Annotated in this window: 21 protein-coding genes; 16 read left to right on the forward strand and 5 right to left on the reverse strand. The window is 73.1% G+C overall.

The genetic code is table 11. From position 1 onward, the window contains the following. The first annotated feature begins 173 nt into the window (after window positions 1-173). The 7 genes from mbhE to leuS all read left to right on the forward strand — a co-directional run bounded on the left by mbhE (window position 174) and on the right by leuS (window position 8880). Entirely contained in the window at window positions 174-2927 is a 2754-nt protein-coding gene (gene mbhE / locus KBX00_RS26085; RefSeq protein ID WP_210830707.1) for a hydrogen gas-evolving membrane-bound hydrogenase subunit E, read from the forward strand. Next, complete coding sequence (locus KBX00_RS26090) at window positions 2924-3331, forward strand: sodium:proton antiporter (RefSeq protein ID WP_210830708.1); 408 nt, start codon at window positions 2924-2926, stop codon at window positions 3329-3331. Before mbhE ends, KBX00_RS26090 begins: the two co-directional genes overlap by 4 nt. After that, window positions 3328-4791, forward strand: coding sequence for a proton-conducting transporter membrane subunit (locus tag KBX00_RS26095; protein ID WP_210830709.1), 1464 nt, complete (start codon window positions 3328-3330; stop codon window positions 4789-4791). Before KBX00_RS26090 ends, KBX00_RS26095 begins: the two co-directional genes overlap by 4 nt. Further along, the gene (locus tag KBX00_RS26100) at window positions 4788-5204 is read left to right on the forward strand and encodes a Na+/H+ antiporter subunit E (RefSeq protein ID WP_210830710.1); all 417 of its coding nucleotides are present in this window, start codon (window positions 4788-4790) and stop codon (window positions 5202-5204) included. The genes KBX00_RS26095 and KBX00_RS26100 overlap by 4 nt, the downstream gene beginning before the upstream one ends. A gap of 2 nt (window positions 5205-5206) precedes the next feature. Continuing rightward, complete coding sequence (locus KBX00_RS26105) at window positions 5207-5464, forward strand: monovalent cation/H+ antiporter complex subunit F (protein WP_210830724.1); 258 nt, start codon at window positions 5207-5209, stop codon at window positions 5462-5464. Continuing rightward, window positions 5461-5823 carry a monovalent cation/H(+) antiporter subunit G gene (gene mnhG, locus KBX00_RS26110; RefSeq protein ID WP_210830711.1) on the forward strand — a complete coding sequence of 121 codons (363 nt, stop codon included), beginning with the start codon at window positions 5461-5463 and terminating at the stop codon, window positions 5821-5823. The genes KBX00_RS26105 and mnhG overlap by 4 nt, the downstream gene beginning before the upstream one ends. 231 nt (window positions 5824-6054) lie before the next feature. Further along, window positions 6055-8880 carry a leucine--tRNA ligase gene (leuS, locus tag KBX00_RS26115; RefSeq protein ID WP_210830712.1) on the forward strand — a complete coding sequence of 942 codons (2826 nt, stop codon included), beginning with the start codon at window positions 6055-6057 and terminating at the stop codon, window positions 8878-8880. A 113-nt stretch (window positions 8881-8993) separates the two neighbouring features. Here the strand turns inward: leuS and KBX00_RS26120 are convergent, their stop codons facing one another. Both KBX00_RS26120 and KBX00_RS26125 read right to left on the reverse strand, forming a co-directional pair. Beyond that, complete coding sequence (locus KBX00_RS26120) at window positions 8994-9836, reverse strand: hypothetical protein (RefSeq protein WP_210830713.1); 843 nt, start codon at window positions 9834-9836, stop codon at window positions 8994-8996. After that, a complete protein-coding gene (locus KBX00_RS26125) occupies window positions 9833-10744 on the reverse strand; it encodes an ABC transporter ATP-binding protein (RefSeq protein WP_210830714.1) in 912 nt (303 codons plus the stop codon). The genes KBX00_RS26120 and KBX00_RS26125 overlap by 4 nt, the downstream gene beginning before the upstream one ends. Window positions 10745-10876: 132 nt before the next feature. Between KBX00_RS26125 and KBX00_RS26130 the strand changes: the two genes are divergently transcribed. Both KBX00_RS26130 and KBX00_RS26135 read left to right on the forward strand, forming a co-directional pair. After that, a complete protein-coding gene (locus KBX00_RS26130) occupies window positions 10877-12223 on the forward strand; it encodes a sensor histidine kinase (protein WP_210830715.1) in 1347 nt (448 codons plus the stop codon). After that, entirely contained in the window at window positions 12220-12873 is a 654-nt protein-coding gene (locus KBX00_RS26135; protein WP_210830716.1) for a response regulator transcription factor, read from the forward strand. Before KBX00_RS26130 ends, KBX00_RS26135 begins: the two co-directional genes overlap by 4 nt. Before the next feature lie 160 nt (window positions 12874-13033). Here KBX00_RS26135 and KBX00_RS26140 read toward each other — a convergent pair whose 3' ends face one another. From KBX00_RS26140 to KBX00_RS26150, 3 genes are all read right to left on the reverse strand, one after another. After that, window positions 13034-13702 carry a TVP38/TMEM64 family protein gene (locus KBX00_RS26140; RefSeq protein ID WP_301548653.1) on the reverse strand — a complete coding sequence of 223 codons (669 nt, stop codon included), beginning with the start codon at window positions 13700-13702 and terminating at the stop codon, window positions 13034-13036. A 194-nt stretch (window positions 13703-13896) separates the two neighbouring features. Next, window positions 13897-14616 carry a type 1 glutamine amidotransferase gene (locus KBX00_RS26145; RefSeq protein WP_210830717.1) on the reverse strand — a complete coding sequence of 240 codons (720 nt, stop codon included), beginning with the start codon at window positions 14614-14616 and terminating at the stop codon, window positions 13897-13899. Continuing rightward, the gene (locus KBX00_RS26150; RefSeq protein ID WP_210830726.1) at window positions 14606-15853 is read right to left on the reverse strand and encodes a MurT ligase domain-containing protein; all 1248 of its coding nucleotides are present in this window, start codon (window positions 15851-15853) and stop codon (window positions 14606-14608) included. The genes KBX00_RS26145 and KBX00_RS26150 overlap by 11 nt, the downstream gene beginning before the upstream one ends. 355 nt (window positions 15854-16208) lie before the next feature. Here KBX00_RS26150 and mraZ point away from each other — a divergent pair, with 355 nt between their 5' ends. From mraZ to mraY, 7 genes are all read left to right on the forward strand, one after another. Then, entirely contained in the window at window positions 16209-16640 is a 432-nt protein-coding gene (gene mraZ, locus KBX00_RS26155) for a division/cell wall cluster transcriptional repressor MraZ (RefSeq protein WP_210830718.1), read from the forward strand. A gap of 208 nt (window positions 16641-16848) precedes the next feature. Next, window positions 16849-17955 carry a 16S rRNA (cytosine(1402)-N(4))-methyltransferase RsmH gene (gene rsmH, locus KBX00_RS26160; protein WP_210830727.1) on the forward strand — a complete coding sequence of 369 codons (1107 nt, stop codon included), beginning with the start codon at window positions 16849-16851 and terminating at the stop codon, window positions 17953-17955. Continuing rightward, window positions 17952-18557: a septum formation initiator family protein gene (locus KBX00_RS26165; protein ID WP_210830719.1), complete on the forward strand. Its 606-nt coding sequence runs from the start codon at window positions 17952-17954 to the stop codon at window positions 18555-18557. The genes rsmH and KBX00_RS26165 overlap by 4 nt, the downstream gene beginning before the upstream one ends. 3 nt (window positions 18558-18560) lie before the next feature. Then, window positions 18561-20795, forward strand: a complete 2235-nt coding sequence (locus tag KBX00_RS26170) for a penicillin-binding protein 2 (protein ID WP_210830720.1) — start codon at window positions 18561-18563, stop codon at window positions 20793-20795. Window positions 20796-20841: 46 nt separating this feature from the next. Next, window positions 20842-22398, forward strand: a complete 1557-nt coding sequence (locus tag KBX00_RS26175; RefSeq protein WP_210830728.1) for a UDP-N-acetylmuramoyl-L-alanyl-D-glutamate--2,6-diaminopimelate ligase — start codon at window positions 20842-20844, stop codon at window positions 22396-22398. After that, a complete protein-coding gene (gene murF / locus KBX00_RS26180) occupies window positions 22395-23822 on the forward strand; it encodes a UDP-N-acetylmuramoyl-tripeptide--D-alanyl-D-alanine ligase (protein ID WP_210830721.1) in 1428 nt (475 codons plus the stop codon). Before KBX00_RS26175 ends, murF begins: the two co-directional genes overlap by 4 nt. Beyond that, window positions 23819-24952 (forward strand): phospho-N-acetylmuramoyl-pentapeptide-transferase, encoded by a 1134-nt coding sequence (mraY, locus tag KBX00_RS26185; RefSeq protein ID WP_210830722.1) that lies wholly within the window; start codon window positions 23819-23821, stop codon window positions 24950-24952. The genes murF and mraY overlap by 4 nt, the downstream gene beginning before the upstream one ends. The last annotated feature ends 41 nt before the right edge of the window (window positions 24953-24993 follow it).

Genomic DNA, 24993 nt, shown 5'->3' on the forward strand with positions numbered 1-24993 from the left:
ATGTGCCGCGGCAATCTCACTGGCCTCTCAGGCTAACCATGTTTGTCGTCAACGCCGACCGCCGCAGGTGTTTGAGCGCTTACGCAGTGATTTGTCATTTACGCAGCGCATGTCGTCGGTTCTGCCGGGTAAGCGGGCCCGAATCCGCCTGCCTGGACGGGAGGACATGACGGGTGATCCTGGCCGCCACGCTCGCCTGGCAGTTCGGCCTGGCGGCCTGCGTACCACTGCTGGTGCGGCACTTCGGCCGCAACGCCGGTTATCCGCTGGCCGCCGGCTACCTCGTCGCCGCGGCGCTGCTGCTCACCCGGTTGCCGGTGATTCTCGACGACCGCGAGGTCACCGTGGCCTGGCGGTGGCTGCCGGGGCTGGCGGTCCATGCCGCGTTGCGGATGGACGCGCTGGGGCTGGTCTTCGCGTTGCTGGCCCTCGGGGTCGGCGCGCTGATCATGGCCTACTGCCCGCGCTACCTCAGCGGGGACGAAGCCGAGCACGACCGGGTCTACCTGACGATGACCCTCTTCGCCGCCGCGATGCTGGGCCTGGTCCTCGCCGACGACCTGCTGGTGCTCTTCGTCTTCTGGGAACTCACCTCGATCCTCTCCTTCGTCCTGATCGGGCAGGGCGGCCGGCCGGCGGCCACCGGACCGGCCGTGCAGGCGCTGCTGGTCACCGTCGCCGGCGGCCTGGCGCTGCTGACCGCGATCGTGCTGCTGGCGGTACACCTCGGCACCACCAGCCTGGACACCATCGTGGCCGAGCCGGAGCGGCTGAGCGGCGTACCGGCCTGGGTGGTGGGGACGCTGGTCATCGTCGCGGCGTTCACCAAGTCCGCGCAGCTGCCGTTCCACTTCTGGCTGCCCGGTGCGATGGTGGCGATCACGCCGGTGAGCGCGTACCTGCACGCGGCGACGATGGTGAAGGCCGGCATCTACCTGCTGATGCGGTTCTCGGCGGTGTTCGGCGGCTCCTGGGCGTGGGACGGCACCCTGATCGCCGTCGGTCTGCTCACCGCGATCCTCGGCGCGTTGCTCGCGCTGCGCCAGTACGACCTGAAAGCCCTGCTGGCGTACTCCACGGTCAGCCAGCTCGGCCTGCTGGTCGGGGTGATCGGCGTCGGCACCCCGGAAGCCGACGCGGCGGCGATCCTCTACACCGTCGCCCACGCGCTGTTCAAGGCGACCCTGTTCATGCTCGTCGGCATCATCGACCATCAGGCGGGCAGCCGTGACGTGCGGGAGCTGGCCGGTCTGCACCGGGTGATGCCGGCGACGGTCTGGCTCACCGCGCTGGCGGCGATGTCGTTGGCCGGCCTGCCGCCGACCATCGGCTTCGTCGGCAAGGAGGCGATCTTCGAGGCCCTCGGCGGGGCCTACGGTGCCGGGTGGCTGGGCTGGTCCGCCGCCGGGCTCGGGGTGCTCGCCTCGGTGCTCACCTTCGGGTACGCGGCCCGTCTGGTGCACGGAATGATGGAGGGCCCGACCCGGCAGCGCCAGCTGCGCGAGCCGTCCTGGGCGTTTCTCGCCCCGGCCGCGGTGGCCGCGCTGGCGGCGACCGCGCTCGGTCCGACGGTGGCCGTGCTGAGCCCACTCGTGGAACGGGCCGCCAACGACGCCCGCCCGGAGGGTACGCCGCCGTACCTGGCGTTCTGGCACGGTTTCACCCCCGCTCTGGGGCTGAGCGTGCTCACCGTGCTGCTGGGTGTGCTGATGTTTCTCGGCCGGGTCCGGGTGGAGCGGTGGCTTCGGGCCGTACCCACCGCCCCGCCGTTCGCCGCGTTGTTCGAGCGGGCCCGACAGGCGCTGGTGCACGCGGGTGCCGTCGTCGCCCGGACCGCGCACGCGCCGGGCCCGGTGCCCTACCTGGCCCGGCCGTTGCTGGCGGCGGTGGTCCTGGCCGCGGTCGCCGCGGTGGCGCTGCCCGACGTCCCGGCCGGCCTCGGCGGTGACCCGGCGCGGCCCGGTGACTGGCTGCTGCTGGGTCTGCTCGTGACGGCACTCGCCGGGCTGCTGGTGGTGCGTTCCGCGCTGGCGGCGATCGGCCTCACCGGAGTGGTGGGACTGCTGCTGTCGGCGTGGTTCCTGACCGTCGGCGCACCGGACGTGGCGCTGACCCTGATGCTCGTGGAGGTGCTGACCGCGGTGGTCGTCATGCTGGCCCTGCGGCAGCAGCCGCCTCGGCTCGCGCCCGTCGGACGGCGCCGGCCGGTCGCGGGAGCGGCCCTGCTCGCGGTCGCCACCGGTGTCGCGGCGGCCGCGGGTACGGCGGTGCTGACCAGGCGCGACCAGGTGTCCGAACCCGGCCGGTGGTACCTCGACCGGGCGGAGGACCTGACCGGCGGGGCCAACGTCGTCAACACCGTCCTGGTGGACTTCCGGGCCCTGGACACCCTCGGCGAGGCGGTGGTGCTCGCGGTGGTGGCACTGGGCCTGGTCCGGCTCGCCGCCGGTCGCCCGGTCGTGCCGGCCAGCACCGGGCCGGCCGGCGACGACCTCGTGCTCGGCCTCGCCTTCCGGGTGCTCGCCCCGGTGATGCTGCTCGCCTCGGCGGTGCTGTTCCTGCGCGGACACGAGGAGACCGGCGGCGGCTTCATCGGGGCACTGCTGGCCGGCACCGCCGTCGGGCTCGGCCAGTTGGCGCACCCCGGCGGGGCGCCGCTGCTGAGCCGGCTCCGCTCGGCACCGCTGGTGGCGGCCGGGCTGCTGACCGCGACGATAGCCGCGCTGCTGCCGCTGGCCGCGGGTCGGTCGCTGCTCACGCCGCTCACCCTCAGCACACCGGAGCCGCTGCCGTCGCTGTCCACGTCGCTGCTGTTCGACCTCGGGGTCTACCTGATGGTCCTGGCGCTGGTGGTGGCCGCCGTGCGGCGCCTCGGCATGCCACCGGCCCGGCCGGCCGTCCCGCCGGACACCGTGGGTGCCCGGTGAGCGCCGCGTTCGTGGTCGGCGTCCTGGTGGCGGCGGGGGTGTTCCTGCTGCTACGGCCGGGGTTGCTGCGCGTGGTGCTGGGCTTCGTGCTGCTCGGCCACGCCGTCAACGTGGTGCTGCTCGCCGCCGGTGGGCTGGGCCGGCGGACCGCGGCGTTGGAGGAGGTCGGTTCCGACACCGCCGATCCGTTGCCGCAGGCGTTCGTGCTGACCGCCATCGTGATCACCTTCGGGATCACCATCCATCTGCTCGGCCTGCTGAGACGGGACGCCGGCGGGCCGGCCAGTGGTGCGGACCCCACGGACGGCGACGACCACACCAGGTCCGGCGACGATGACACCGGGTCCGGCGGCGACGGCACCGGTGGAGCGGGCGGGCCCGGCACCACGGGGCGGCGGCGGTGACCGGCCTGCTCCTGCTCCCGGTGGTCGGCCCGCTGCTGGTCGCCGGGGTGCTGCTCGCCCTGCCGAACCGCACCGGCCTGCACCGGGTCGCTGCGATCGCCACCATGACGGGGGTGCTGGCGGCCGGCCTGGTGCTGCTGGTGAGAGCCAGCGGGGGCGCGCTGACCGTACTGCGGGTGGGTGGCTGGCCCGGCCCGATCGCCATCAGCCTGGCGGCGGACGCGCTGAGCGCCCTGCTGGTCACCGTGACGGCGCTGGTGGTGCTCGGCTGCCTCGTCTCCGCCGTCGGCTCCGGGGACGACCGTCGCCCGTACTTCCTGCCGCTGGTGCTGGTCCTCGCCGCCGGGGCCGGCGGCGCGTTCCTCACCACCGACCTGTTCAACCTCTTCGTGCTGATCGAGGTGATGCTGGTGCCCTCGTACGTGCTGTTGAGCCTGGCCGGCGGCGCCGGGCGGGGCGGCGCGGGACGGGTATACGTGGCCACCAACCTGCTCGGTTCCACCCTGCTGCTGACCGGGGTGGCCCTGGTCTACGGCACCACCGGCGTGGTCGGGCTGGGTGACCTGGCCGGTGTGGCCGGTGACCAACCGACGGTCGCGGTCGCCTGCGGTGTGGTGCTGCTCGCCCTCGGCGTCAAGAGCGCGCTGGTGCCGTGGCACGACTGGCTGCCGCGCACCTACCCGGTGGCCTCGCCGGTGGTGGTGGCGCTCTTCTCCGGGCTGCTGACCAAGGTCGGTCTCTACGCGGTGATCCGGATCTACGCGGTGGTGTACGGCGGTGATCCCGGATACCGCTGGCTGCTCGGCGCGGTGGCGCTGGTGTCGATGGTGGTGGGCGTGCTCGGCGCGGTGGGCGAGAACGCGATGCGGCGGATCCTGACCTTCCACATGGTCAGCCAGCTCGGCTACGTCCTGCTCGGCCTGGCCCTGTTCACCGCCGCCGCGCTTGCCGCAGCGGTCTACTACCTGGCCCAGTACATCCTGGTGAAGGCGGCGTTGTTCCTGTGCGCGGCAGCGGTACGTGCCGGCCGGGGAACCGACCGGCTCGACGGCTCCGGCGGTCTGGCCGGGCAACGTCCCGCGCTCGCCCTGGCCTTCGCCGGGGCGGGGCTGTCGCTGGCCGGACTGCCGCCGTTCTCCGGGTTCCTGGCGAAGTTCCTGCTGCTGCGGGCCGCCGTGGAAACCGGTGCCTGGCTGGCCGTGACGGTCGCCGTGCTGGTCAGCCTGGTCACCCTGCTGTCCATGGTGAAGATCTGGAGCGCCCTGTTCACTGGCGAGCCGCCGGCCTCGTCGAGCGTGGCGCAGCGGATCGGACCGACGCTTGTCGGCCCGCCGCTGGCGCTGGCCGGTCTCTCCCTGGCGGCCGGGCTGGCGGCGGCACCGCTGCTGGTCCTTGCCGACACGGCGGCGGCCGGGCTGCGTGACCCGACGGCCTACGTACGGGCGGTGACCGGCCGATGAGCGGCGACCCGATGACCATTCCCCGCCGCACGGCGGTGCGGGTCCGACGCGTTCTGCGGTTCGCCGGCTACTTCGCCGTCCGGCTGGTCCAGGCGAACCTCGCCGTGGCCTGGGAGATCCTCACGCCGGGTTCCCGGCTGGCCCCCGCGGTGGTGCGGGTGCCGCTGCGGGCGGCCACCGACACGGAGGTGGCGGCGGTGGCGCTGGCGGTGAGCCTGACCCCGGGCACGCTGACCCTGCGCGTGCGCCGGCAACCCACCGCCGGGCTCTGGGTGCACGGCATGTACGCCGCCGACCCGGTGGCGTTCCGGCGGGCGGTGACCGAACTGGAGTGGCGCCTGCTGGCCGCCCTGCGCCCGGCCACCCACCCGGACGGCCCCGACACCGGGCGTACGGAGGTGGCCCGGAGGTGACGATGATCCTGCTCGACACGGTGCTCGTGGTCCTCGCCGGCTCGATGACGGTGGTGATCGTCCGGCTGGTGGTCGGGCCGACCGACGCCGACCGGGCGGCCGCGCTGGATCTCGGCTTCTTCGTCTTCCTGGCGGCCCTGGCGGTACTCGCGGCCCGGCTACACGCCCCTGACCTGCTCGACCTGGTGCTGACCGGCACGCTCGTGAGTTTCCTGGCGACGGTGGCGATGGCCCGGCTGGTGCACCGGGGGCAGCGGTGATCCGGACCGTTGCGGCATCGACCCTGCTGCTGCTCGGCACCGCGCTGATCGCGATCGGCGCGGTCGGCCTGATCCGCCTGCCCGACGTCTACCACCGGATGAACTCCGTGGCCAAGGCGGCCAGCCTGGGGGTGAGTTGCGTGCTGCTCGGCGTGCTGCTGCTGATCCCCGGCTGGCGTACCGCCGTGGTGGTCCTGGCCGCCGTCGGGCTGCAACTGTTCACCGCACCGATCGGCGGCTACACCCTGGCACGGGCCGCCTACCGGTCCGGGGCACCGCTGGCACCGATCACCCGCTACGACGAACTCGGCGGCCGGGCCGGCGAGGGCGGCGACGAGCCACCCCGCGACCCGGTCTGAGGGGTGGTGGGCGGCGGTGCCACACCACGCGCGGTACACTGCCGGACATGGCCGGAGTCTTCCTGCTTCTTACCGGGCCGTGCTGATGCGCTGAACGCGCGACAGCACGGCGGCCCCTCCTGCGTGAGGGGCTTTTTCGTGCCCGCCGCCGGCTCCCGACGGGTCGGCATGGCAGACCCGAGACCAGCCAGCACTCCGACAGACTCCGCCGAGCGACGCGAGGAGAAGGCCATGACCGAGGCAGACGTCCCACCGTTCCGGTACACCGCGGCACTGGCCGACGAGATCGAACGCCGCTGGCAGGACCGTTGGGAGCAGGAGGGCGCCTTCCACGCGCCGAACCCGTCCGGTCCGCTGGCCGACCCGGGCCACCCGCGCTCCGGCGCGGAGAAGCTGTACGTGCTGGACATGTTCCCCTACCCGTCCGGGGCCGGACTGCACGTCGGGCACCCGCTGGGCTACATCGGCACCGACTGCTTCGCCCGGTACCAGCGGATGGCCGGCCGCAACGTGCTGCACGCGATGGGTTTCGACGCGTTCGGGCTGCCCGCCGAGCAGTACGCGGTGCAGACCGGCACCCACCCGCGGACCACCACCGAGGCCAACATCGAGCGGTACAAGGCACAGCTGCGCCGGTTGGGGCTGGCCCACGACCAGCGGCGCTCGGTGGCCACCATCGACACCGACTTCTACCGCTGGACCCAGTGGATCTTCCTGCAGATCTTCAACTCCTGGTACGACCGGGACGCCGGCCGGGCCCGGCCGATCAGTGAGCTGATCGCCGAGTTCGCCGGTGGCGTGCGGCGCACCCCGGACGGCCGGCCGTGGAGCGAACTGTCCGCCGCCGAGCGGCGGGCGATCGTCGACGACCACCGCCTGGCGTACGTGTCGCAGGCGCCGGTGAACTGGTGCCCCGGGCTGGGCACGGTGCTGGCCAACGAGGAGGTCACCGCCGACGGCCGTTCCGAGCGGGGCAACTTCCCGGTCTTCAAGCGCAACCTGAAGCAGTGGATGATGCGGATCACCGCGTACGGCGACCGGCTGCTGGATGACCTGGACAAGCTGGACTGGCCCGAGCCGATCAAGCTGATGCAGCGCAACTGGATCGGCCGGTCGCAGGGCGCGCACATCGACTTCCCGACCCCGGTCGCCCCGATCCGGGTGTTCACGACCCGGCCCGACACCGTCTTCGGGGCCACCTACATGGTGCTGGCCCCGGAGCACGAGCTGGTCGACACGCTGGTGCCGGCGGCCTGGCCGGCGGGCACCCGGGGCGCGTGGACCGGCGGGCACGCCGGCCCGCGGGAGGCCGTCGAGGCGTACCGCAAGGCGGCGGCGGCCAAGACCGACGTGGAGCGGCAGGCCGAGACGAAGGAGAAGACCGGCGTCTTCACCGGCGCGTACGCCACCAATCCGGTCACCGGCGGGCAGATCCCGATCTTCATCGCCGACTACGTGCTGGCCGGCTACGGCACCGGCGCGATCATGGCGGTGCCCGCCCAGGACGAGCGGGACTGGGAGTTCGCCGAGGTTTTCGAGCTGCCGATCGTGCGTACCGTGCAGCCGTCGGAGGGCTTCGACGGTAAGGCGTACACCGGGGACGGGCCGGCGATCAACAGCGCCGCGCCCGAGCGCGGCCTGGACCTGAACGGCCTGGGGGTGGCCGACGCCAAGGCCCGGATCATCGCCTGGCTGGAGGAGACCGGCAACGGCCAGGGCGCGGTGACCTACCGGCTGCGGGACTGGCTGTTCAGCCGGCAGCGCTACTGGGGCGAACCGTTCCCGATCGTCTACGACGCCGACGGCGCGGCCGTCGCGCTGCCGGAGGAGATGCTGCCGGTCGAACTGCCCGAGGTGGACGACTTCTCCCCGCGCACCTTCGACCCGCAGGACGCGAACAGCAACCCCGAGACGCCGCTGTCGCGCCGCCGGGACTGGGTCGAGGTCGAGCTGGACCTGGGTGACGGGCCGAAGCGCTACACCCGGGAGACCAACGTGATGCCGCAGTGGGCCGGCTCCTGCTGGTACGAGCTGCGCTACCTGGACCCGACGAACGGCGACCGGTTCGTCGACGCGGACAACGAGCGGTACTGGATGGGCCCGCGCGGCGAGGGCGACTGCGGCGGCGTGGACCTGTACGTCGGCGGGGCCGAACACGCCGTGCTGCACCTGCTGTACGCCCGGTTCTGGCACAAGGTGCTGTACGACCTGGGCCACGTGTCGTCGTTCGAGCCGTTCCGCAAGCTGTTCAACCAGGGCTACATCCAGGCGTACGCGTACACCGACGCCCGGGGCGCGTACGTGCCGGCGGAGGAGGTCGCCGAGCGCGACGGCGGCTTCTTCCTGGGCGACGTCCAGGTCAACCGCGAGTACGGCAAGATGGGCAAGTCCCTGAAGAACGTGGTCACCCCGGACGAGATGTGTGCCGCCTACGGTGCCGACACGTTCCGGGTGTACGAGATGTCGATGGGCCCGCTGGAGGTGTCCCGCCCGTGGGAGACCCGGGCGGTGGTCGGCTCTTACCGTTTCCTGCAGCGGGTCTGGCGGGCCATCGTCGACGAGCAGACCGGGCAGTCGCGGGTCACCGACGACCCGGCCGACGAGCAGACCCGGCGGCTGCTGCACAAGGTGATCGACGGTGTCCGGGGCGACATGGAGCAGATCCGGTTCAACACCGCGATCGCCAAGCTGATCGAGCTGACCAACGGGGTGACCCGGCTGTCGGGTACCCCGCGCGAGGTGGCCGAGCCGCTGGTGCTGATGGTCGCGCCGTTCGCCCCGCACGTCGCCGAGGAACTGTGGCAGCGACTGGGTCACGCCACCTCGCTGACGTACGCGGACTTCCCGGTCGCCGACCCGGCCCTGCTGGTGGCCGAGACGGTCACCTACCCGGTGCAGGTCAACGGCAAGGTCCGGGGTCGCATCGAGGTGCCCGCCGACGCGACCGAGGAGACCGTCCGCGAACAGGCGCTGGCGGCGGTCGCCGCCGTCCTGGCCGGCAAGGAACCCCGCAAGGTCATCGTCATCCCCGCGCGGATGGTCTCGGTCGTCGCCTGAACCGCGCCCCTCCTCAAGCGTTGGTCATGAGGCTGGCGGCAATTCGGAGATCATTTCCTGCCGTCCACCTCATGACCAACAGGGTGATAGCGGATGTGCGGAAGGGGTGCGAGTCAGGGTTCCCGGCGGTGTAGGGCGAGCGTGGTCACCAGGGCAGCCACCACCGCCCAGGCGGCGTATGTGGTCCAGGCGCCGGAGACGGTGGCGGGGTGGATGTCGGTCAGCCACGGCGGTGGATCGTTCGGGTCCCGCAGCCGCTGCCATGCCGGCACCAACATGGCGTGCCGGAGCAGCGCGCTCCAGCGTTCGTCCTCATTGACGGCGGTGGGCAGCAGGAGCAGCACCGTCGCGGCGGTGACGATCGCGGGTGCGGTGTGCCGGATCAGCGCCGCGAGGGCCATGCCGACGAGCGCGCAGAGCGGCACCAGCAGGGCAGAGGCGGCGACGCCGCGCAGCGCGCCGGGATCGCCGATGGACATGTTCGCGTCGACGTCGGCGAGGATCGCCTGCGACACCACGAACGCCGCCGCCGCGCCCAGCGCCCCCAGCAGGGTCAGCACGCCGGTCAGCACGGTCAACTTGGCGGCGGCCACCGCGTAACGCCGGGGGACGGCCGCGAACGTGGTACGCATCAGCCCGGAGGCGTACTCACCGCCGATCGCGACCGCGCCGACACCACTGGCCGCGAGGACGACGAACATCTGCGCCTCGGTGGGGAAGGCGTCCCAGAGCGGGGAGCGCAGCGCCCGCCGCTCGGCCGACCAGTCCGGCCAGCCCGCGTGGGTGGCCAGCGCGGCGTGGCCGGCGAGGCCGACCATGGCGAGCAGGATCAGGGCGAACGCGGCCCAGGTGGAGCGGAGCGACCAGAGTTTGATCCATTCGGCGGCGAGCAGGTCGCGGTAGCGGGCCGGGTGGGTCGGGATGGTGCGGGTGGCGGCTCGGGTCGTGGCGGTCATCGGGTCTCCCCGGCGGCGTACTCGACATCGGCGGCGGTGAGTGCCATGAAGGCCTCCTCCAGTGAGGCGGTGCGGGTGGTCAACTGGTGCAGCGGAATCCGCAGGCCGAGGGCCAGGTCGCCGATCCGTTCCGCGTCCACCCCGCTGACGGCGAGCGCACCATCCGCAGCCGGCCGCACGTCCGCGCCGACCTCCACCAGCGCCGTGGTCAGGGCGGCCGGTTCGGGGGTACGCAGGACGACCTCGACCCGGCCGGCGCGGGCGGCGAAGTCGTCCAGGGACTCGTCGGCGATCAACCGGCCCCGGCCGATGACGACGAGGTGGTCGGCGCAGTGCTCGACCTCGCCCATCAGGTGACTGGAGACGAAGACGGTGCGGCCCTCGGCGGCGAGCCGTCGGAACAGCTTCCGTACCCAGCGCACCCCTTCCGGGTCGAGGCCGTTGAACGGTTCGTCGAACATCAACACTGGCGGGTCGCCCAGCAACGCGGTGGCGATACCGAGGCGTTGCCGCATGCCGAGCGAGAATCGGCCGACCCGGCGGTTGGCCGCGGCGTCGAGGCCGACCAGTCCCAGGACCTCGTCGGCTCGCCGGGAACCGATGCCGTTGCCGCGGGCGAGGGCCGCCAGGTGCGCCCGTGCGCTGCGCCCGCCGTGCACGTCCCCGGCGTCGAGCAGCGCGCCGGCGTGCCGTAACCCCCGGGCAAGGTCCCGGAACCGGACGCCAGCGACCGTGACGGTGCCGCTGGTCGGAGTGGTCAGCCCGAGCACCATGCGCAGGGTGGTGGACTTGCCGGCACCGTTCGGGCCGAGGAAGCCGGTCACCCGGCCGGGTCGGACGGTCAGGGTCAGACCGTCGACGGCGGTGGTGCGGCCGTACCGCCGGGTCAGGCCATCAAGTTCGATCATGCCGGTCACGCTGCCGGGTGCCGGGCACTGCCGCGTCGACCCGCCGGCCGTACCGGGTGCCTGGATGGTGGCCTGCGGGCGTACGCCCCCGGGCCGATGCCGGTGCGGCGTGCCGCTGGATACCGTGTGCCGGTGGACGCCACCGCCCTGATCCGGCCGCGGACCGCCGTGCCGGTGGTACGGGCGGTCCTGGTGTGGGCCGGGGTCGCCGTCCTGCCGGTGCTCTGGGCGCTGGCGCCGGCCGTGTCGCACAGCGGCGACGGGGTCGGCGTCATGGGCTGGTGGCTGCCGGCACGCTACCTGGTGCCGGTGCTGATCGTGGCGCTGCCGGCGGGCCTGCTGCGTCGCCGCCCGCTGACCGCGCTCGGCCTGATGCTCGCCGGAGCGACGCTCTGCGCCGCGACCGTGCACGGCCTGGATCCCGGGTACCTCGGCGACATCTTCAACCTCCAGTTCCTCGCCGTCGACGCGGCGCTCGCCGTCGTTGCCGCGAACCGCTCCCGTCGGGTGTCGGTGCCGGCCGCCGGGGCGGTGCTGGTGACGCAGGTACTCGCCGCCTTCGTGAACTTCGGAGTCGAGCCGGTGGACCAGGCCGCGCTGACCGTGCTGGCGGTCGCGACAGCCTGGATCGCCGGCAACTCGGTGCGGGCACGGCGGAGCTACGCGGCCGCACTGCGGCGGCACGCCGCCGCCGAGGCGGTCACCGCCGAGCGGCTGCGCATCGCCCGGGAACTGCACGACATGGTCGCGCACAGCATCGGCGTCATCGCCATCCAGGCCGGGGTGGGCGCGCGGGTGATCGACACCCAACCGGCCCAGGCCCGCGCCGCGCTCGCCACCATCGAGGCGGCCAGCCGGGACACCCTGGCCGGGCTGCGGCGTACCCTCGGCGCGCTGCGCCGCGGCGACGGCGATCAGGCACCGCTGGAGCCGGTGCCCGGATTGGTGGACCTGGAGCGGCTGATTGCCGCGACGGGTGATGCCGGAGTCCGGGTCGAGCTGTCCGCCGTCGGCGACGGGCCGGTCCCGGCCGAGATCGACCTCGCCGCGTTCCGCATCGTCCAGGAGGCGCTCACCAACGTGGTCCGCCACGCCGGGGTCGACGCGTGCCGGGTCGTCGTCGAGTGCGGCGACCACGCGGTCACTGTGGAGATCGTCGACGACGGCCGGGGCGGGCCGATCGGCGTCGAGGGGCACGGCTTGATCGGCATGCGCGAGCGGGTCACGGCCGTCGGTGGCCGGTTCCGGGCCGGACCACGGGCAGGGGGTGGCTTCCGCGTGGCGGCCTGGCTGCCGGTGCCGTCGGGGCACGCCCTCCCGGCCGATGGTGGTCGTCCGGGTGGTGCTGGCTCGGTCGGTGGCCGTGCGGTCGATGCCGGTCGGGTCGGTGGCCGTCCGGGCGGTGCCAGTTCCGACGGTCGTCGTGTGGACGGTGGTGGCGCGGCCGGCGGTCGTCCTGAGGAGGCGGCCCAGCGGTGACCATCCGGGTGCTGCTCGTCGACGACCAACCACTGGTGCGGGCCGGGCTGCGCGTGCTGATCGCCGACGTGCCGGACATGGCAGTGGTCGGCGAGGCTGCCACCGGCGCCGAAGCGGTGCGCCTGACCCGTGAGGTGTTGCCGGACGTGGTGCTGATGGACCTGCGGATGCCGGGGACCGATGGCATCCAGGCGACGCGGACGATCACCGACTCCGGCGGGCCCGCCCGGGTGTTGGTGCTCACCACGTTCGACGACGACGAGCACGTGCACGCCGCGCTGCGGGCCGGCGCGAGCGGCTTTCTCGTCAAGGACATGGCGTTGGAGGACATCCTCGGCGCGATCCGGGTGGTAGCGGCGGGGGACGCGCTCATCGCACCAGGCGTGACCCGGCGACTGATCGCCGAGTTCAGCCGCCGGCCAGCGGCTGCGACGCCACGGTCGCTGGCCGGGGTGACCGATCGGGAGCGCGAGGTGCTCACCCTGGTGGGCCGGGGCCTGTCCAACGCCGAGATCGCCGCCGAACTGGTGATCAGTGCGGCCACCGCCAAGGCGCACGTGGCCCGACTGTTCAGCAAGCTCGGCGCCCGCGACCGGGTGCACCTGGTCATCGCCGCCTACGAAGCCGGCCTGGTCACCCCGCCCCGCTGACGCACCGTCATCTCCCGCCGCCCCGGTGTGTAGCCCACCCCCGTACCCGACGTGCGCACGTGCCCCCGTGCCGACGTGCGCAACTTCGGGGAAGGTGCTGCCTCGACCGCGTCGGACACAGCACTTTCCCCGAAGTTGCTGGGTCGGCGAGAAGACGGGGTCAGCGGAGGGGGCGGCGGAGGCGGCGTTCGGCGCGCCACCAGCGGGCGAGCAGCACGGCGCTGGCGATGAAGCCCAGCGAGGCCGGTGCGGCGGCGAACCAGTTGATCTCGCCGGGGCTGGTCACGGCCGCGCCGACCGCCGCGTAGCCGAACGCGGTCGGCGCGGAGGCGATCACGCTGCCGACGAGGAACGGCAGCACCCGCGCGCCGGTGGTGCCGTAGCCGTAGCTGACCAGGCCGAAACCGGAGATCGGCAGCAGCCGTACGGTGACCACGCCGAGGACGCTCTGCCGGGTGAACCAGCGGTCGAGGCGGGCCAGCCGGCCCCGGACGCGTTCGGCGACGAACTCCCGGCCCAGCACCCGACCCACGGTGAAGCCGATGGCCGCCGCCAGCAGCGCGGCGCCCAGGGCGTACGCGGCACCCTCCAGGGCACCGAAGATCGCCCCTGAGGCGAGCGTGATGAAGGTGCGGGGGACCAGCGCCACCAACAGCAGTGCCCCGCCGAGGACACCGGCCACCGGAGCGAGCCGACCCATCCGGTCGGCCAGGTCCGGTAGTGCGGTCGGTTCGGGGTGCGGCACCAGCAGCAGCGTCACCCCGAACCCGGCGAGCAGGAGCAGCAGCAGCGAGAACCGGGTCACCGATGGCGTAGTGGCGAGCAGCAGGAGCCGGCGCGCGGTGGCTGGGGCGGTGACCGCTGTGTCGCCGTACCGTGCGCCGTGGCCCGGGTCCACAGCGGGCCGGGCGGTTTCGGCCCCGGGTTGTGGGGGGTCGGCCGACGTGGGGCCGGGCTGCGGGACGTCGGCTGCCGGCCCGGCCGATCGGCTCGCCCGCAGTAGTCGCCTCCGCAGCTCGCGGATCATGCCCGGGCGGTGGCCACCGCGGTCCGGCGTTCGGCCCGCAGCCGGTCGGCCCAGGTGTCGTCGAGCGGGGGCAGGTGCTGCGCGCCGGTCGCCCAGCGCAGCAGCAGGTCGGCCAGGGCCGGGTTGCGGGCCAGCGCCGGGCCGTGCGAGTACGTGCCGAGCAGCTTGCCCCGCCAGGCCCCCTCGGTAGCGCCGTCGTTGCCGACCCCGGCGGTGACCCGGGCCAGCGGTGAGACGCCGGGGCCCAGGTGGGTGCGGCCGCCGTGGTTCTCGAACCCGGTCAGCGGCGGTAGGCCGAGGCGGGCGTCGACGTCGCCGGCCAGCTCGCCGACGGCCCGGCTGGGGCCCCGGTCCGAGGAGAGGTCGAGCAGTTCCAGGCCCTGGTACTGGGTGCCCTTGGCGAAGAACGAGGTGCCCAGCAACTGGTAGCCGGCGCAGACGCCGAAGACCACCGAGCCCTGGGCCACCGCCCGGTGCAGGCCGCCGTCGGCGAGCAGTCGTTGCGCGCCGAGCGCCTGCGGGCCGTCCTCCCCGCCGCCGATGAGGTAGATGTCGGCGGTGGTGGGTAGCTGCTGGTCGGAGCGGACCTCCAGCACCTCGACCGGGAATCCGCGCTGCTGGGCCCGGCGGGCCAGGATCAGGGCGTTGCCCCGATCGCCGTACGTCGACAGCAGGTCCGGGTAGATCCAGACGATGCGCAGGGTCTCAGTTGACACGGTCCAACTCCGCTCGGATGTCCTGGAACGCGGTGTAGTTCGCGATGACCTCCAGCCGACCCGGCGGTACCGCCCGGACCGCGTCGTCGAAGGTGCGTACGTACTGGAAGGGCACGTCGTTGACCTCCAGCCGTACGGCCAGGTCGTACGCCCGGTCGCCGGTGATGAGCACCAGGCGTCCGCGCAGCGGCGCGAAGTCGACGTCGAAGAGCCAGGAAGTGTCCAGCCCGTCGGGGTCCCGGGCGTTTATGGACAGCAGCGTCGGTGCCTCGTCGGCCATGTCGAACGCCTCCAGCCAACTGGCCGGGTTCTTGGCCAGCAGCAGTCGTACGGTGCGACCGTCCCGGACGACCTGGGCGTAGCGCCCGGCCACCGAGGTCACGTCGCCGAGGCGGGGGACCGCGTCGAAGGGGCGTACGCCGAACTCGGCGGCGACCGCCAGCGCGGTCGCCGCGTTGCCGATGTTGACCTTGCCGGGGAGCTGCAGCTTGACCTTGTACCAGGCGCCGGTCGGGTCGACGACGCCCTCCTCGTCCACGGTCCACTGCGGCTCCGGTCGGCGCAGCGGGCAGCCGGTGCACCACCACTGCTCGCCGGAGCGCTGGATGGTGGAGCCGCACTCGGGGCAGACCCAGGAGTCGTCGTGCCAGCGCTGCCCGGCGGAGAACCAGGTGACGTGCGGCGGGGTGATCCGCTGGTCGTGGGTGGCCGGCGGGCTGGCGGCCCAGACCACCATCGGGTCGTCGGCGTTGGCTACCACGCGGATGTCCGGGTGCCGGGCCAGCGCCGCGCGCCAGAGCTGCGCCATCATGGCGACCTCCTTGGCCCGGTCCAGCTGGTCGCGGGAGAGGTTGAGCAGTGCGACGACGTGCGGCTCGGTCGCCTCGATCACCTGCGCGAGGTAGTGCTCGTCGACCTCCAGCACCGCGTACGGCGTGCTGCCGGCCTTGGCCAGCGCGGAGGTGTGCCCGGTGGGCATGTTGGCGCCGAAGGAGTTGGTGGCGACCCGGCCGAGCACCCCGACGGCGGCGGCGGCGAGCCGGGTGGTGGTGGTCTTGCCGTTGGTGCCGGAGATCAGCGCGATGGCCCGTCCGGCGGATAGGTGGGCGAGCAGTTCCGGGTCGATCTTCAGGCCGAGCCAACCACCGATCACCGAGCCGTCGCCCCGGCCCGCTGCCCGGGACAACGCCGCGGCGGTCCGTGACACGGAGCTGGCCACCTTCGCCCGCAGGGGCATCTTCGCGTCCGTCACCCGAGCGAGGTTACCGGACCAGCGGACCCGCGAGATCGGCACCGACGGCGATCCGTTCGGCTCGGCGCGGCCGGCGCCCGGTCGGATGACCCTCGGCCGGACGGAGTCGATCTATGTCGGAAAGCGGACCCGCCCGGGGGTGCCGCGCGGCCCTCCACTCCGCTCCACCCCTTCTGACGTGCATTTTTGTGGCGCGACGCGGCGCGCCACGCGCTCGAATCTGGTTGCGGGTGGAGGGAAGTGGAGTAGAGTGGGGCGCATTGGTGGGGCCGGGAGGGGCCCACCGGCCCGGGGGGTCAGCGGCGCGCGAACGCCGCTAAAGGGCGAGGGGGTTGGGCCGATGTTTCTCGGCACCCACACTCCGCGCCTGGACGACAAGGGCCGGTTGATCCTTCCGGCGAAGTTCCGGGATGAGCTGGCGGGGGGTGTCGTGATCACCAAAGGGCAGGAGCGCTGCCTCTACGTCTTCCCGACGCCGGAGTTCCAGCGGATCGCGGAGCAGTTGCGCGCGCAGCCGATGACGCACAAGGCGGCCCGGGCCTACAGCCGGGTGTTCTTCGCCAGCGCGCACGACGAGGTGCCGGACAAGCAGGGCCGGGTGACCATCCCGGCGCACCTGCGTAGCTACGCGGGGCTCGACCGGGACCTGGTGGTCATCGGCGCGAGCACCCGGGTGGAGATCTGGGACCGGGTCGCCTGGGAGACCTACCTCGCCGAGAGCGAAGACGACTTCGCCGACATCGAGGAAGGGGTGCTGCCCGGCGGTCTGTAGGGCGTGGCGACGCCCGACGTACTGCGAGATCTCCAGCCGCTTTCGAGTTCCTGGCATCCCTTCCCCGGTGCCAGGCGCACGATCCGACCTCCGGGCCCACGCCCGACGGGCGGGCGGAGAGCGGATGGGGATCTGGCGGTACGACGGCACGGCGTCGTCCGACGAACAGGGCGCGGATACACAACCGGTTCAACCAGTGGGGGTCGACATGGGGGAGCTACGCGGCACGCACGTGCCGGTGCTGCTCGAGCGGTGTCTCGAGCTGCTGGCCCCCGCGCTGGGCCGGGGTGGGCGCACCGTGCACGTCGACGCGACGTTGGGTCTGGCCGGCCACGCCGAGGCGGTGCTGCAGGCCCATCCGGAAACGGTGCTGGTGGGCCTGGACCGGGACACCGAGGCGCTGGCCCACGCCGGGGTCCGGCTGGCTCGGTTCGCCGACCGCGTCCATCTGGAGCACGCCGTCTACGACGAACTGCCCGAGGTGCTCGACCGGCTGGGATATCCGTCCGTGGACGGGGTCCTGTTCGATCTCGGTGTCTCCTCGTTGCAGCTCGACGCGCCCGACCGCGGGTTCGCGTACGCGCAGGACACGCCGTTGGACATGCGGATGGACCAGACCCGGGGGGTGACCGCCGAGGAGGTGGTCAACACCTACCCGCACCCGGACCTGGCCCGGGTGCTGCGGGTCTACGGCGAGGAGAAGTTCGCCGGGCGGATCGCCTCGGCGATCATCCGGGAGCGGGAACGCGGCCGGATCACCTCGTCGGCGCGGCTGGCCGAGTTGGTCCGGGAGTCGATTCCCGCACCAGCCCGGCGAACCGGGGGACACCCGGCAAAGAGAACGTTTCAGGCTTTACGGATCGAGGTAAACAGAGAACTGGCAGCGCTGGAGACGGCGCTGCCGGCCGCTCTGGACCGGCTCGCCGTCGGCGGTCGCCTGGTGGTCCTGTCCTACCACTCGCTGGAGGACAGGCTCACCAAACAGGCGCTCGCCGATCGGGTCCGCAGCACGGGGCCGATCGACCTCCCGGTCGAACTGCCCGGGTCAGAGCCGACGTTCCGGCTGCTCAGCCGGGGCGCGGAGCTGCCCGGGGAGGTGGAGGTCACCGCGAATCCGCGGGCCGCTTCGGTGCGCCTGCGGGCCGCGGAGCGGATCGACCCGCAGGCACGGCAACGGGGGCGTACCGACCGCGAACGGTACCGCCGCCGGGTCAAGGCGATGTACCAACCGGGGACGGCGTCGACCACGGAATCCGGTCCGGATCCGCGGCGGGCGCCGGGGGACACCACGGACGAAGAGGGGGAGGGGACATGAACGTAGACAAGCGTCGGGACATCGCCGGCGCCGGGCAGCGCGCACCGCGGTCGGGGGGCCGGATCGCGGCGGAGCGGACCCGGGGAGCGGGCGACGGTGCTCGGCGGACGGACCGGGCGAACCGGTCGGCGGAGACTCGCGCCCGGGGGGCGCGCGAGTTCCCGACCCAGGGCAGCGCGGCGCTGCGTCCGGTGGAGCGGGTCGCCGTCGCGGCCGAGCGGTCGGAGTCGCCGCGGCTGCGGGTCGCCCCGCCGCCGCCGGTGCGGGTGCCGCGGGCGCCGTTCGCCGCGCTGGTGGTGGTGCTGGTCGTCGGCGGGGTGCTGGGCATCCTGGCGGTCAACACGAAGATCAACGAGAACGCCTTCCGGCTCGACGAGTTGCAGCAGCAGCAGGCCAAGCTCGACGTGGAGCAGCAGCAGCTGAAGAAGCAGATCGCCGAGTCCGAGTCGCCGGGCAACCTCGCCGCGCAGGCCCGCAAGCTGGGCCTTGTCGAGTCGGGTGAGCCGGCGTACATCCGGCTGCCGGACGGCAAGGTGATCGGGGTGCCGCAGCCGGCCGGTGGCAAGCTCTCCATCGCCAGCCAGCAGGGCGGGCAGGGGTAGGCCGTGCCACCGAGGTCGGAGGAACCGCGCCGGGACGCCGAAGGCTCCCGGCGCGGTTCGTCGCGTGGCGGCGGGCAGCGCAGTTCGCCGCCCCGCCCAACCGGTGAGCGGGACATGGCGCCGGTCCTGGGCGGCATTTCCGACGCCCGCGCCTACACCCCCCGGGGCCGCTCCGTCCGCGAGGGCGGCGCGGCTGCCGGCACCGGCCGGGCCGAGCAGCGACGTAGCCCGCGCAGCAGCCGGTCGCAGGATCCGTTCCGGCCGGCGCTACAGGTCCTCGACGGTGGTCGGGTCACCGCCGGCCGGGCCGCCGGCCGACCCGGCGGCGCGGCCCGCCGTGACGCCGGCGCGGCCCGTGCCACCGTGACCCGTACCGTCACCGACCGCACTCCGCGCGACGAGCCCCCGGCCACCGCCCCACGACCACGGGTGACCAGCCGGGATCCGCGTCGCGGGGACCGCACGCCGCCGCGCCGGCCGTCGCGCAAGCGGCCCCGACCGCCCCGGCTGGCCGACCCGGGACGCCGGCTGCGGCTGGGTACCGCGTTGACCCTGGCCCTCTTCGTCGCCGTCGGGGTGCGGCTGGTCGTGCTCCAGACCGTCGACACGCCGGCGTACGCCGACGGCGGTCTCGCCGACCGCATCACCACCGTGCCGCTGCCCGCGCCGCGGGGCGCCATCTTGGACCGCTCCGGCGAGGCCGCCCTGTCGCACAGCGTCGAGGCCCGGTACGTCTACGCCGACCCGACCCGGGTGGAGGACATCGCGGCGACCGCGGCGGCGCTCTCCCCGCTGCTCGGCATCCCGGCATCCGAGCTGGCCGAGAAGATGAAACCCCGCAAGCGGAAGGACGGCGTCGACTCGCAGTTCGAGTACCTGGCCCGGGGGGTGGACATCGACCGCGCCAAAGAGATCATGGCGCTCAAGCGGCCCGGCATCGGCACGCACCGCGACGAGCGGCGCGAGGTGCCCGGCGGGGATCTCGCCGCCAACCTGATCGGCTTCACCAGCCCGGACATGGTCGGGCTGGAGGGCCTGGAGGCGCGCTTCGACGACCTGCTGCACGGCGAGGACGGCCAGCGGGTCTTCGAGGTCGGCCTCGGCGACCTGGCCGCACCCATTCCCACCGGCTACAGCCGCACCACGAAGGCCAAGCCGGGCAGTTCGGTGGTGCTCACCATCGACCGCGACCTGCAGTACGTGGTGCAGCGCATCCTCAGCGACCAGATGCAGCAGGTGCAGGGCAGCACCGGCGCCGCCGTGGTGCTGGACGCGCACACCGGCGAGGTGCTGGCCCAGGCCAGCCATCCCACCTACAACGCGGCAGCGCCCTTCCCGAGCGAGCCGACGGACCGGGAGGACGCGGCCACCAGCTTCATCGTCGACCCGGGCTCGGTGCACAAGCCGATCACGTTCGGCGCCGCCCTGCAGGAAGGCGTCATCACCCCGGACACCTCGTTCCCGGTGGCCAACGCCATCCGTAAGGGCGACACCTGGTTCCGCGACACCCACCAGGCGAACGGGCGGCGGATGAGCGTGGCCGGCATGATGGCGTACTCCTCGAACGTCGGCACCATCCAGATCGCCGACAAACTCGGTCCGGACCGCCTGCTCGACTACCAGCGGCGCTTCGGCCTGGGCAAGCCGACCGAGGTCGGGATGCCCGGCGAGGCGAGCGGGCGGTTGCTGCCGGTGCAGGAGTGGAGCGACTCGTCGTACGGGTCGGTGCCGATCGGGCACAGTGTGGACGCCACCCCGTTGCAGATGGCCGCCGCCTACGCGGCGATCGCCAACGACGGCACCTACATCCAGCCCCATCTGCTGAAGGAGACGATCGCCCCGAACGGGAAGCGGACCCCTGCGCCGGAGCCGGAGACCCGGCAGGTGCTCAGCCCGGACAATGCCGCCGCCCTGCGTACGATCATGGAGGCCGTCACCACGGTCGACGACGCCACCGGGCTGGCCGCCGCGGTCCCGGGCTACCGGGTCGCCGGCAAGACCGGCACCGGCTGGCGGCTGGTCGCCGGCAAGAAGCAGCCCGGCGAGGTCGCCTCGTTCATCGGGATGGCCCCGGCGGAGAACCCGCGCTACGTCATCGCGGTCTTCGTGCACAGCCCCAGCGGCGGTGGCGGTCAGATCTCGGCGCCGGCCTTCCGCGACATGATGACCTTCACCCTGCGTCATCATCGGGTACCACCGTCGACCGAACCGGCGCCGACGTTCACCGTCTTCCCGTAGCCACGACCTGCGGTTCGACTCCATGAGACGGAGATTCAGGCGCGCCGTGCGGCCCGGACCGGGCGACCGGGTAGGGTCTGACGCCGTGCGCGGCAATCCTCGTCCCCGTTCCGTGACCGGAATCCGGCTCGGTGACCTGGCCGCCCGGCTCGCCGTGGCGTCCGATACCAGTGCCGACCCGCTGGTGACCGGGGTGACCCACGCCAGCGGCGAGGTCCACCCCGGCGATCTGTACGCGGCCCTGCCCGGCGCCCGGCGGCACGGCGCTGAGTTCGCCGCCGCCGCGGCGACCGCGGGCGCGGTCGCGATGCTCACCGATCCGGCCGGCGCCGAGCGGGCCGCCGACAGCGGGTTGCCGACCCTGGTGGTGGCCGATCCCCGCGCGGTGCTCGGCACCCTCGCCTCGGCGGTCTACGGCGATCCGACGGCGGGGTTGACCGTGATCGGCGTGACCGGCACCGCCGGCAAGACCTCCACCGCGTACCTGGTCGAGTCGGGGTTGCGTGCCGCCGGCCACGTCACCGGCCTGATCGGCACCGTGGAGACCCGCCTGGGTGACCTGGTGATCGACAGCGTGCGGACCACGCCCGAGGCCACCGACCTGCACGCCATGCTGGCCGCCGCCGCCGAGCGTGGGGTGACCGCAGTGGTCATGGAGGTCTCCAGCCACGCGCTGGCGATGGGCCGGGTCGGCGGGGTGAGGTTCACCGTCGGTGGCTGGACCAACTTCGGCTCCGATCACCTGGACTTCCACGCCGACGCCGAGGACTACTTCGCCGCCAAGGCCCGACTGTTCGACGGCCGGTGCGCGGTCGAGGTGCTCAACCACGACGATCCGGCGCTCAAGGCGCTGTTCAAGCCGGGCACCGTCAGCTTCTCGGCGGCCGGCGATCCGGCCGCCAGCTGGTGGGCCGACGAGCTGACCGGCGAGGGGTACGCCCAGCGGTTCACCGCGCACGGCCCGGACGGGCTGACCCTGCCCGCCCGGGTGGCGCTGCCCGGCCGGCACAACGTGTCCAACGCCCTGCTGGCCATCGCCAGCCTGGTGGCCGCCGGGGTCGACCCGGTGACCGCGGCCGAGGGAGTGGCCGCCTGCGGCGGCGTGCCGGGCCGGCTGGAGTCGGTGGGCGTGGCCGGCGGGGTGCGCGGGGTGGTCGACTACGCGCACAAGACCGACGCCGTGGTGGCCGCGCTGGCCGCGCTACGGGAACTCAGCACCGGCCGGCTGATCTGCGTCATCGGTGCCGGCGGTGACCGGGACCGGGCCAAGCGGCCGGCGATGGGTGCCGCCGCCGCGGCCGGTGCCGACGTGGTGGTGGTGACCGACGACAACCCCCGCACCGAGGATCCGGCGGCGATCCGCGCCGAGGTGCTCGTCGGTGCCCACCGGGCCGACGCGCCGGCCCGGGTCATCGAGATCGGCGGTCGCCGGGCGGCGATCGACGAGGCGGTGCGGATGGCGGCGCCGGGTGACGTGGTGGCCCTGCTCGGCAAGGGGCACGAGCGGGGCCAGGAGATCGCCGGTGAGGTGTACCCGTTCGACGACCGGACCGAGCTCGCCGACGCGCTGCGGGGCCGCTTCGGGGATCTGGAGGGCCAGTGATCACGCTCAGCCTGGCGGAGGTGGCCTCGGCGGTCGACGGTCGGCTGGCCGCCGCCGATCCCGCCGCGCAGATCACCGGCAGCGTCGAGTTCGACTCCCGCAAGGTCACCCCCGGCGGGCTGTTCGTCGCCTTCGACGGGGAGAAGGTGGACGGCCACGACTTCGCCGCCGCGGCGGTGGCCTCGGGGGCGGCGGCGGTCATGGGCACCCGCGAGGTGCCCGGGGTGCCGATGATCGTCGTCGCCGACCCGTTGGCGGCGATGGGCCGGCTGGCCCGTGCGGTGGTGGACCGGCTGCCCGGGCTGACCGTGATCGGGCTTACCGGCTCCTCGGGCAAGACCACCACCAAGGATCTGATCGCCCAGCTGACCGCGCGGCTCGGGGAGACGGTGGCGCCGCCCGGATCGTTCAACAACGAGCTGGGGCACCCGTACACGGCGCTGCAGGCCGGCCCGACCACCCGCTACCTGGTGATGGAGAAGGGTGCCCGGGGCATCGGCCACGTGCGGTATCTCTGTGAGGTCGCGCCGCCGCGCATCTCCGTGGTGCTCAACGTCGGGGTGTCACACATCGGCGAGTTCGGGTCGCAGGAGAACATCGCCCTGGCCAAGGGTGAGCTGGTGGAGGCGCTGCCGGCCGACGGCCTGGCGGTGCTGAACGCCGACGATCCGCTCGTCGACGCCATGGCCGCCCGGACGGCGGCCCGGGTGATCCGCTACGGCGAGTCGGCGCACGCCGACGTGCGGGCCGTGGACGTGACTCTCGACGAGCGGGGACGGGCCGCGTACACCCTGGTCACGCCGGAGGGCACGGCGCCGGTGCGACTCGGGCTCACCGGCCGGCACCAGGTCTGGAACAGCCTGGCCGCCGCGGCCGTGGCGCGGGAGCTGGGCATGCCGCTGGCCGAGCTGGCCATCGCGCTGGGCGCGCTCGGGCTGGTCTCCACCCGTCGGATGGACGTCTTCGAGCGCACCGACGGGGTCACCGTGATCGACGACTCGTACAACGCCAACCCGGCGTCGACGGCGGTGGCGCTGCGGGCGCTGGGCGGCATCGGCGCGGGACGGCGTACCGTCGCGGTGCTCGGCTACATGGCCGAGTTGGGCGAATTCGAGGCGCAGGGACACGCCGAGGTGGGCCGACTCGCGGCCGAGCTGGGCGTGGACCGGCTGCTCGTGGTCGGCGAGGCGGCGGCGCCGATCCACCACGGGGCGACATCGGTAGGTGACTGGGGAGGAGAGTCGGTGCTGCTCACCGATCAGGCGGCGGCCGTCGAGGTGCTGCGCAGCGAGCTACGGCCGGGCGACGTCGTCCTGGTGAAGGGCTCCCGGTACCGGACCTGGGAGGTGGCCGACGCGCTGCGCGTCGACGCCGTCGGGGACGGCAACGGTACGTCGGCGTCGGCCGGGGGTGGCGCCGCGTGAGAGCGGTAATCGTGGCCATCGGGGTGGCCTTCCTCGTCTCGCTGTTCTGCACCCCGATCGCCATCCGGGTGTTCACCCGGCTCAAGGCGGGGCAGCCGATCCGGACCGATGGTCCGCAGATGCACCAGGGCAAGAAGGGCACGCCGACGATGGGCGGCGTGGTGTTCATCCTGGCCACTGTCATCGCGTACGTGGCCGGTCACCTCGCCCTGACCACCCTGCCCGACGCGCAGATCGCCCAGGTCGAGCCGACCATCACGGCGCTGGTGCTGCTGGGGCTGATGGTCTTCTGCGGTGCGGTCGGCTTCATCGACGACTTCCTGAAGGTGCGCAAGCGGCACAGCGGTGGCCTGAGCGCCCGCGGCAAGCTGCTCGGGCAGATCCTGGTCGGCGCGGTGTTCGGGGTCGTGGCGCTCTGGTTCCCGTCCACCATGACCGACGCCACCGGCGCGGTGACAAACACCGAGACGGTCGGCAGCACGACCCTCAGCTTCATCCGGGACATCCCGGCGCTGGACGTCACCAAGATCGGCGCGGTGATCATCTTCATCTTCGTGGTGATGGCGGCGACCAACGGCGTCAACCTCACCGACGGTCTCGACGGGCTGGCCACCGGCGCCTCGGTGATGGTGCTCGGCGCGTACGCGGTGATCGCGTTCTGGCAGTACCGGCACTGGTGCGCCGACCCGGCGTACACCGCAAATCCGGACAACTACTGCTACACCGTCCGCGACCCCTTGGAGATCGCGCTGATCGCCGGGGCGGCGGCCGGGGCCTGCGTCGGCTTCCTGTGGTGGAACACCTCGCCGGCCCGGATCTTCATGGGCGACACCGGAGCGCTCGGCCTCGGTGGCCTGATCGCCGGGATGGCGATGTCGACCCGGACCATCCTGCTCCTGCTGATCATCGGCGGCCTGTTCGTGATCATCACGATGTCGGTGGTGATCCAGATCATCTCCTTCAAGACCACCGGCAAGCGCGTCTTCCGGATGTCCCCCCTCCAGCACCACTTCGAGCTCGCCGGCTGGAGCGAAGTCAACATCGTGGTCCGCTTCTGGATCATCGCCGGCATCGGCGTGGCCATCGCCCTCGGCCTCTTCTACAGCGACTTCCTGGCCAACATGGGCTGACCCCCACCCCCCCCCCCACCCCCCCCCCCCACCCCCCCCCC

Source organism: Micromonospora sp. C95 (genome assembly GCF_018070465.1).
In the GTDB taxonomy this organism is placed as follows: Bacteria; Actinomycetota; Actinomycetes; order Mycobacteriales; family Micromonosporaceae; genus Micromonospora.

What these genes read in the sequence shown, in the direction of transcription:
- mraZ (WP_210830718.1), top strand. Translation starts at nt 16,209, where the DNA reads ATGTTTCTCGGCACCCACACTCCGCGCCTGGACGACAAGGGCCGGTTG.
- rsmH (WP_210830727.1), top strand. Translation starts at nt 16,849, where the DNA reads ATGGGGGAGCTACGCGGCACGCACGTGCCGGTGCTGCTCGAGCGGTGT.
- leuS (WP_210830712.1), top strand. Translation starts at nt 6,055, where the DNA reads ATGACCGAGGCAGACGTCCCACCGTTCCGGTACACCGCGGCACTGGCC.
- KBX00_RS26100 (WP_210830710.1), top strand. Translation starts at nt 4,788, where the DNA reads ATGAGCGGCGACCCGATGACCATTCCCCGCCGCACGGCGGTGCGGGTC.
- KBX00_RS26125 (WP_210830714.1), bottom strand. Translation starts at nt 10,744, where the DNA reads ATGATCGAACTTGATGGCCTGACCCGGCGGTACGGCCGCACCACCGCC.
- KBX00_RS26105 (WP_210830724.1), top strand. Translation starts at nt 5,207, where the DNA reads ATGATCCTGCTCGACACGGTGCTCGTGGTCCTCGCCGGCTCGATGACG.
- KBX00_RS26120 (WP_210830713.1), bottom strand. Translation starts at nt 9,836, where the DNA reads ATGACCGCCACGACCCGAGCCGCCACCCGCACCATCCCGACCCACCCG.
- KBX00_RS26150 (WP_210830726.1), bottom strand. Translation starts at nt 15,853, where the DNA reads ATGCCCCTGCGGGCGAAGGTGGCCAGCTCCGTGTCACGGACCGCCGCG.
- KBX00_RS26165 (WP_210830719.1), top strand. Translation starts at nt 17,952, where the DNA reads ATGAACGTAGACAAGCGTCGGGACATCGCCGGCGCCGGGCAGCGCGCA.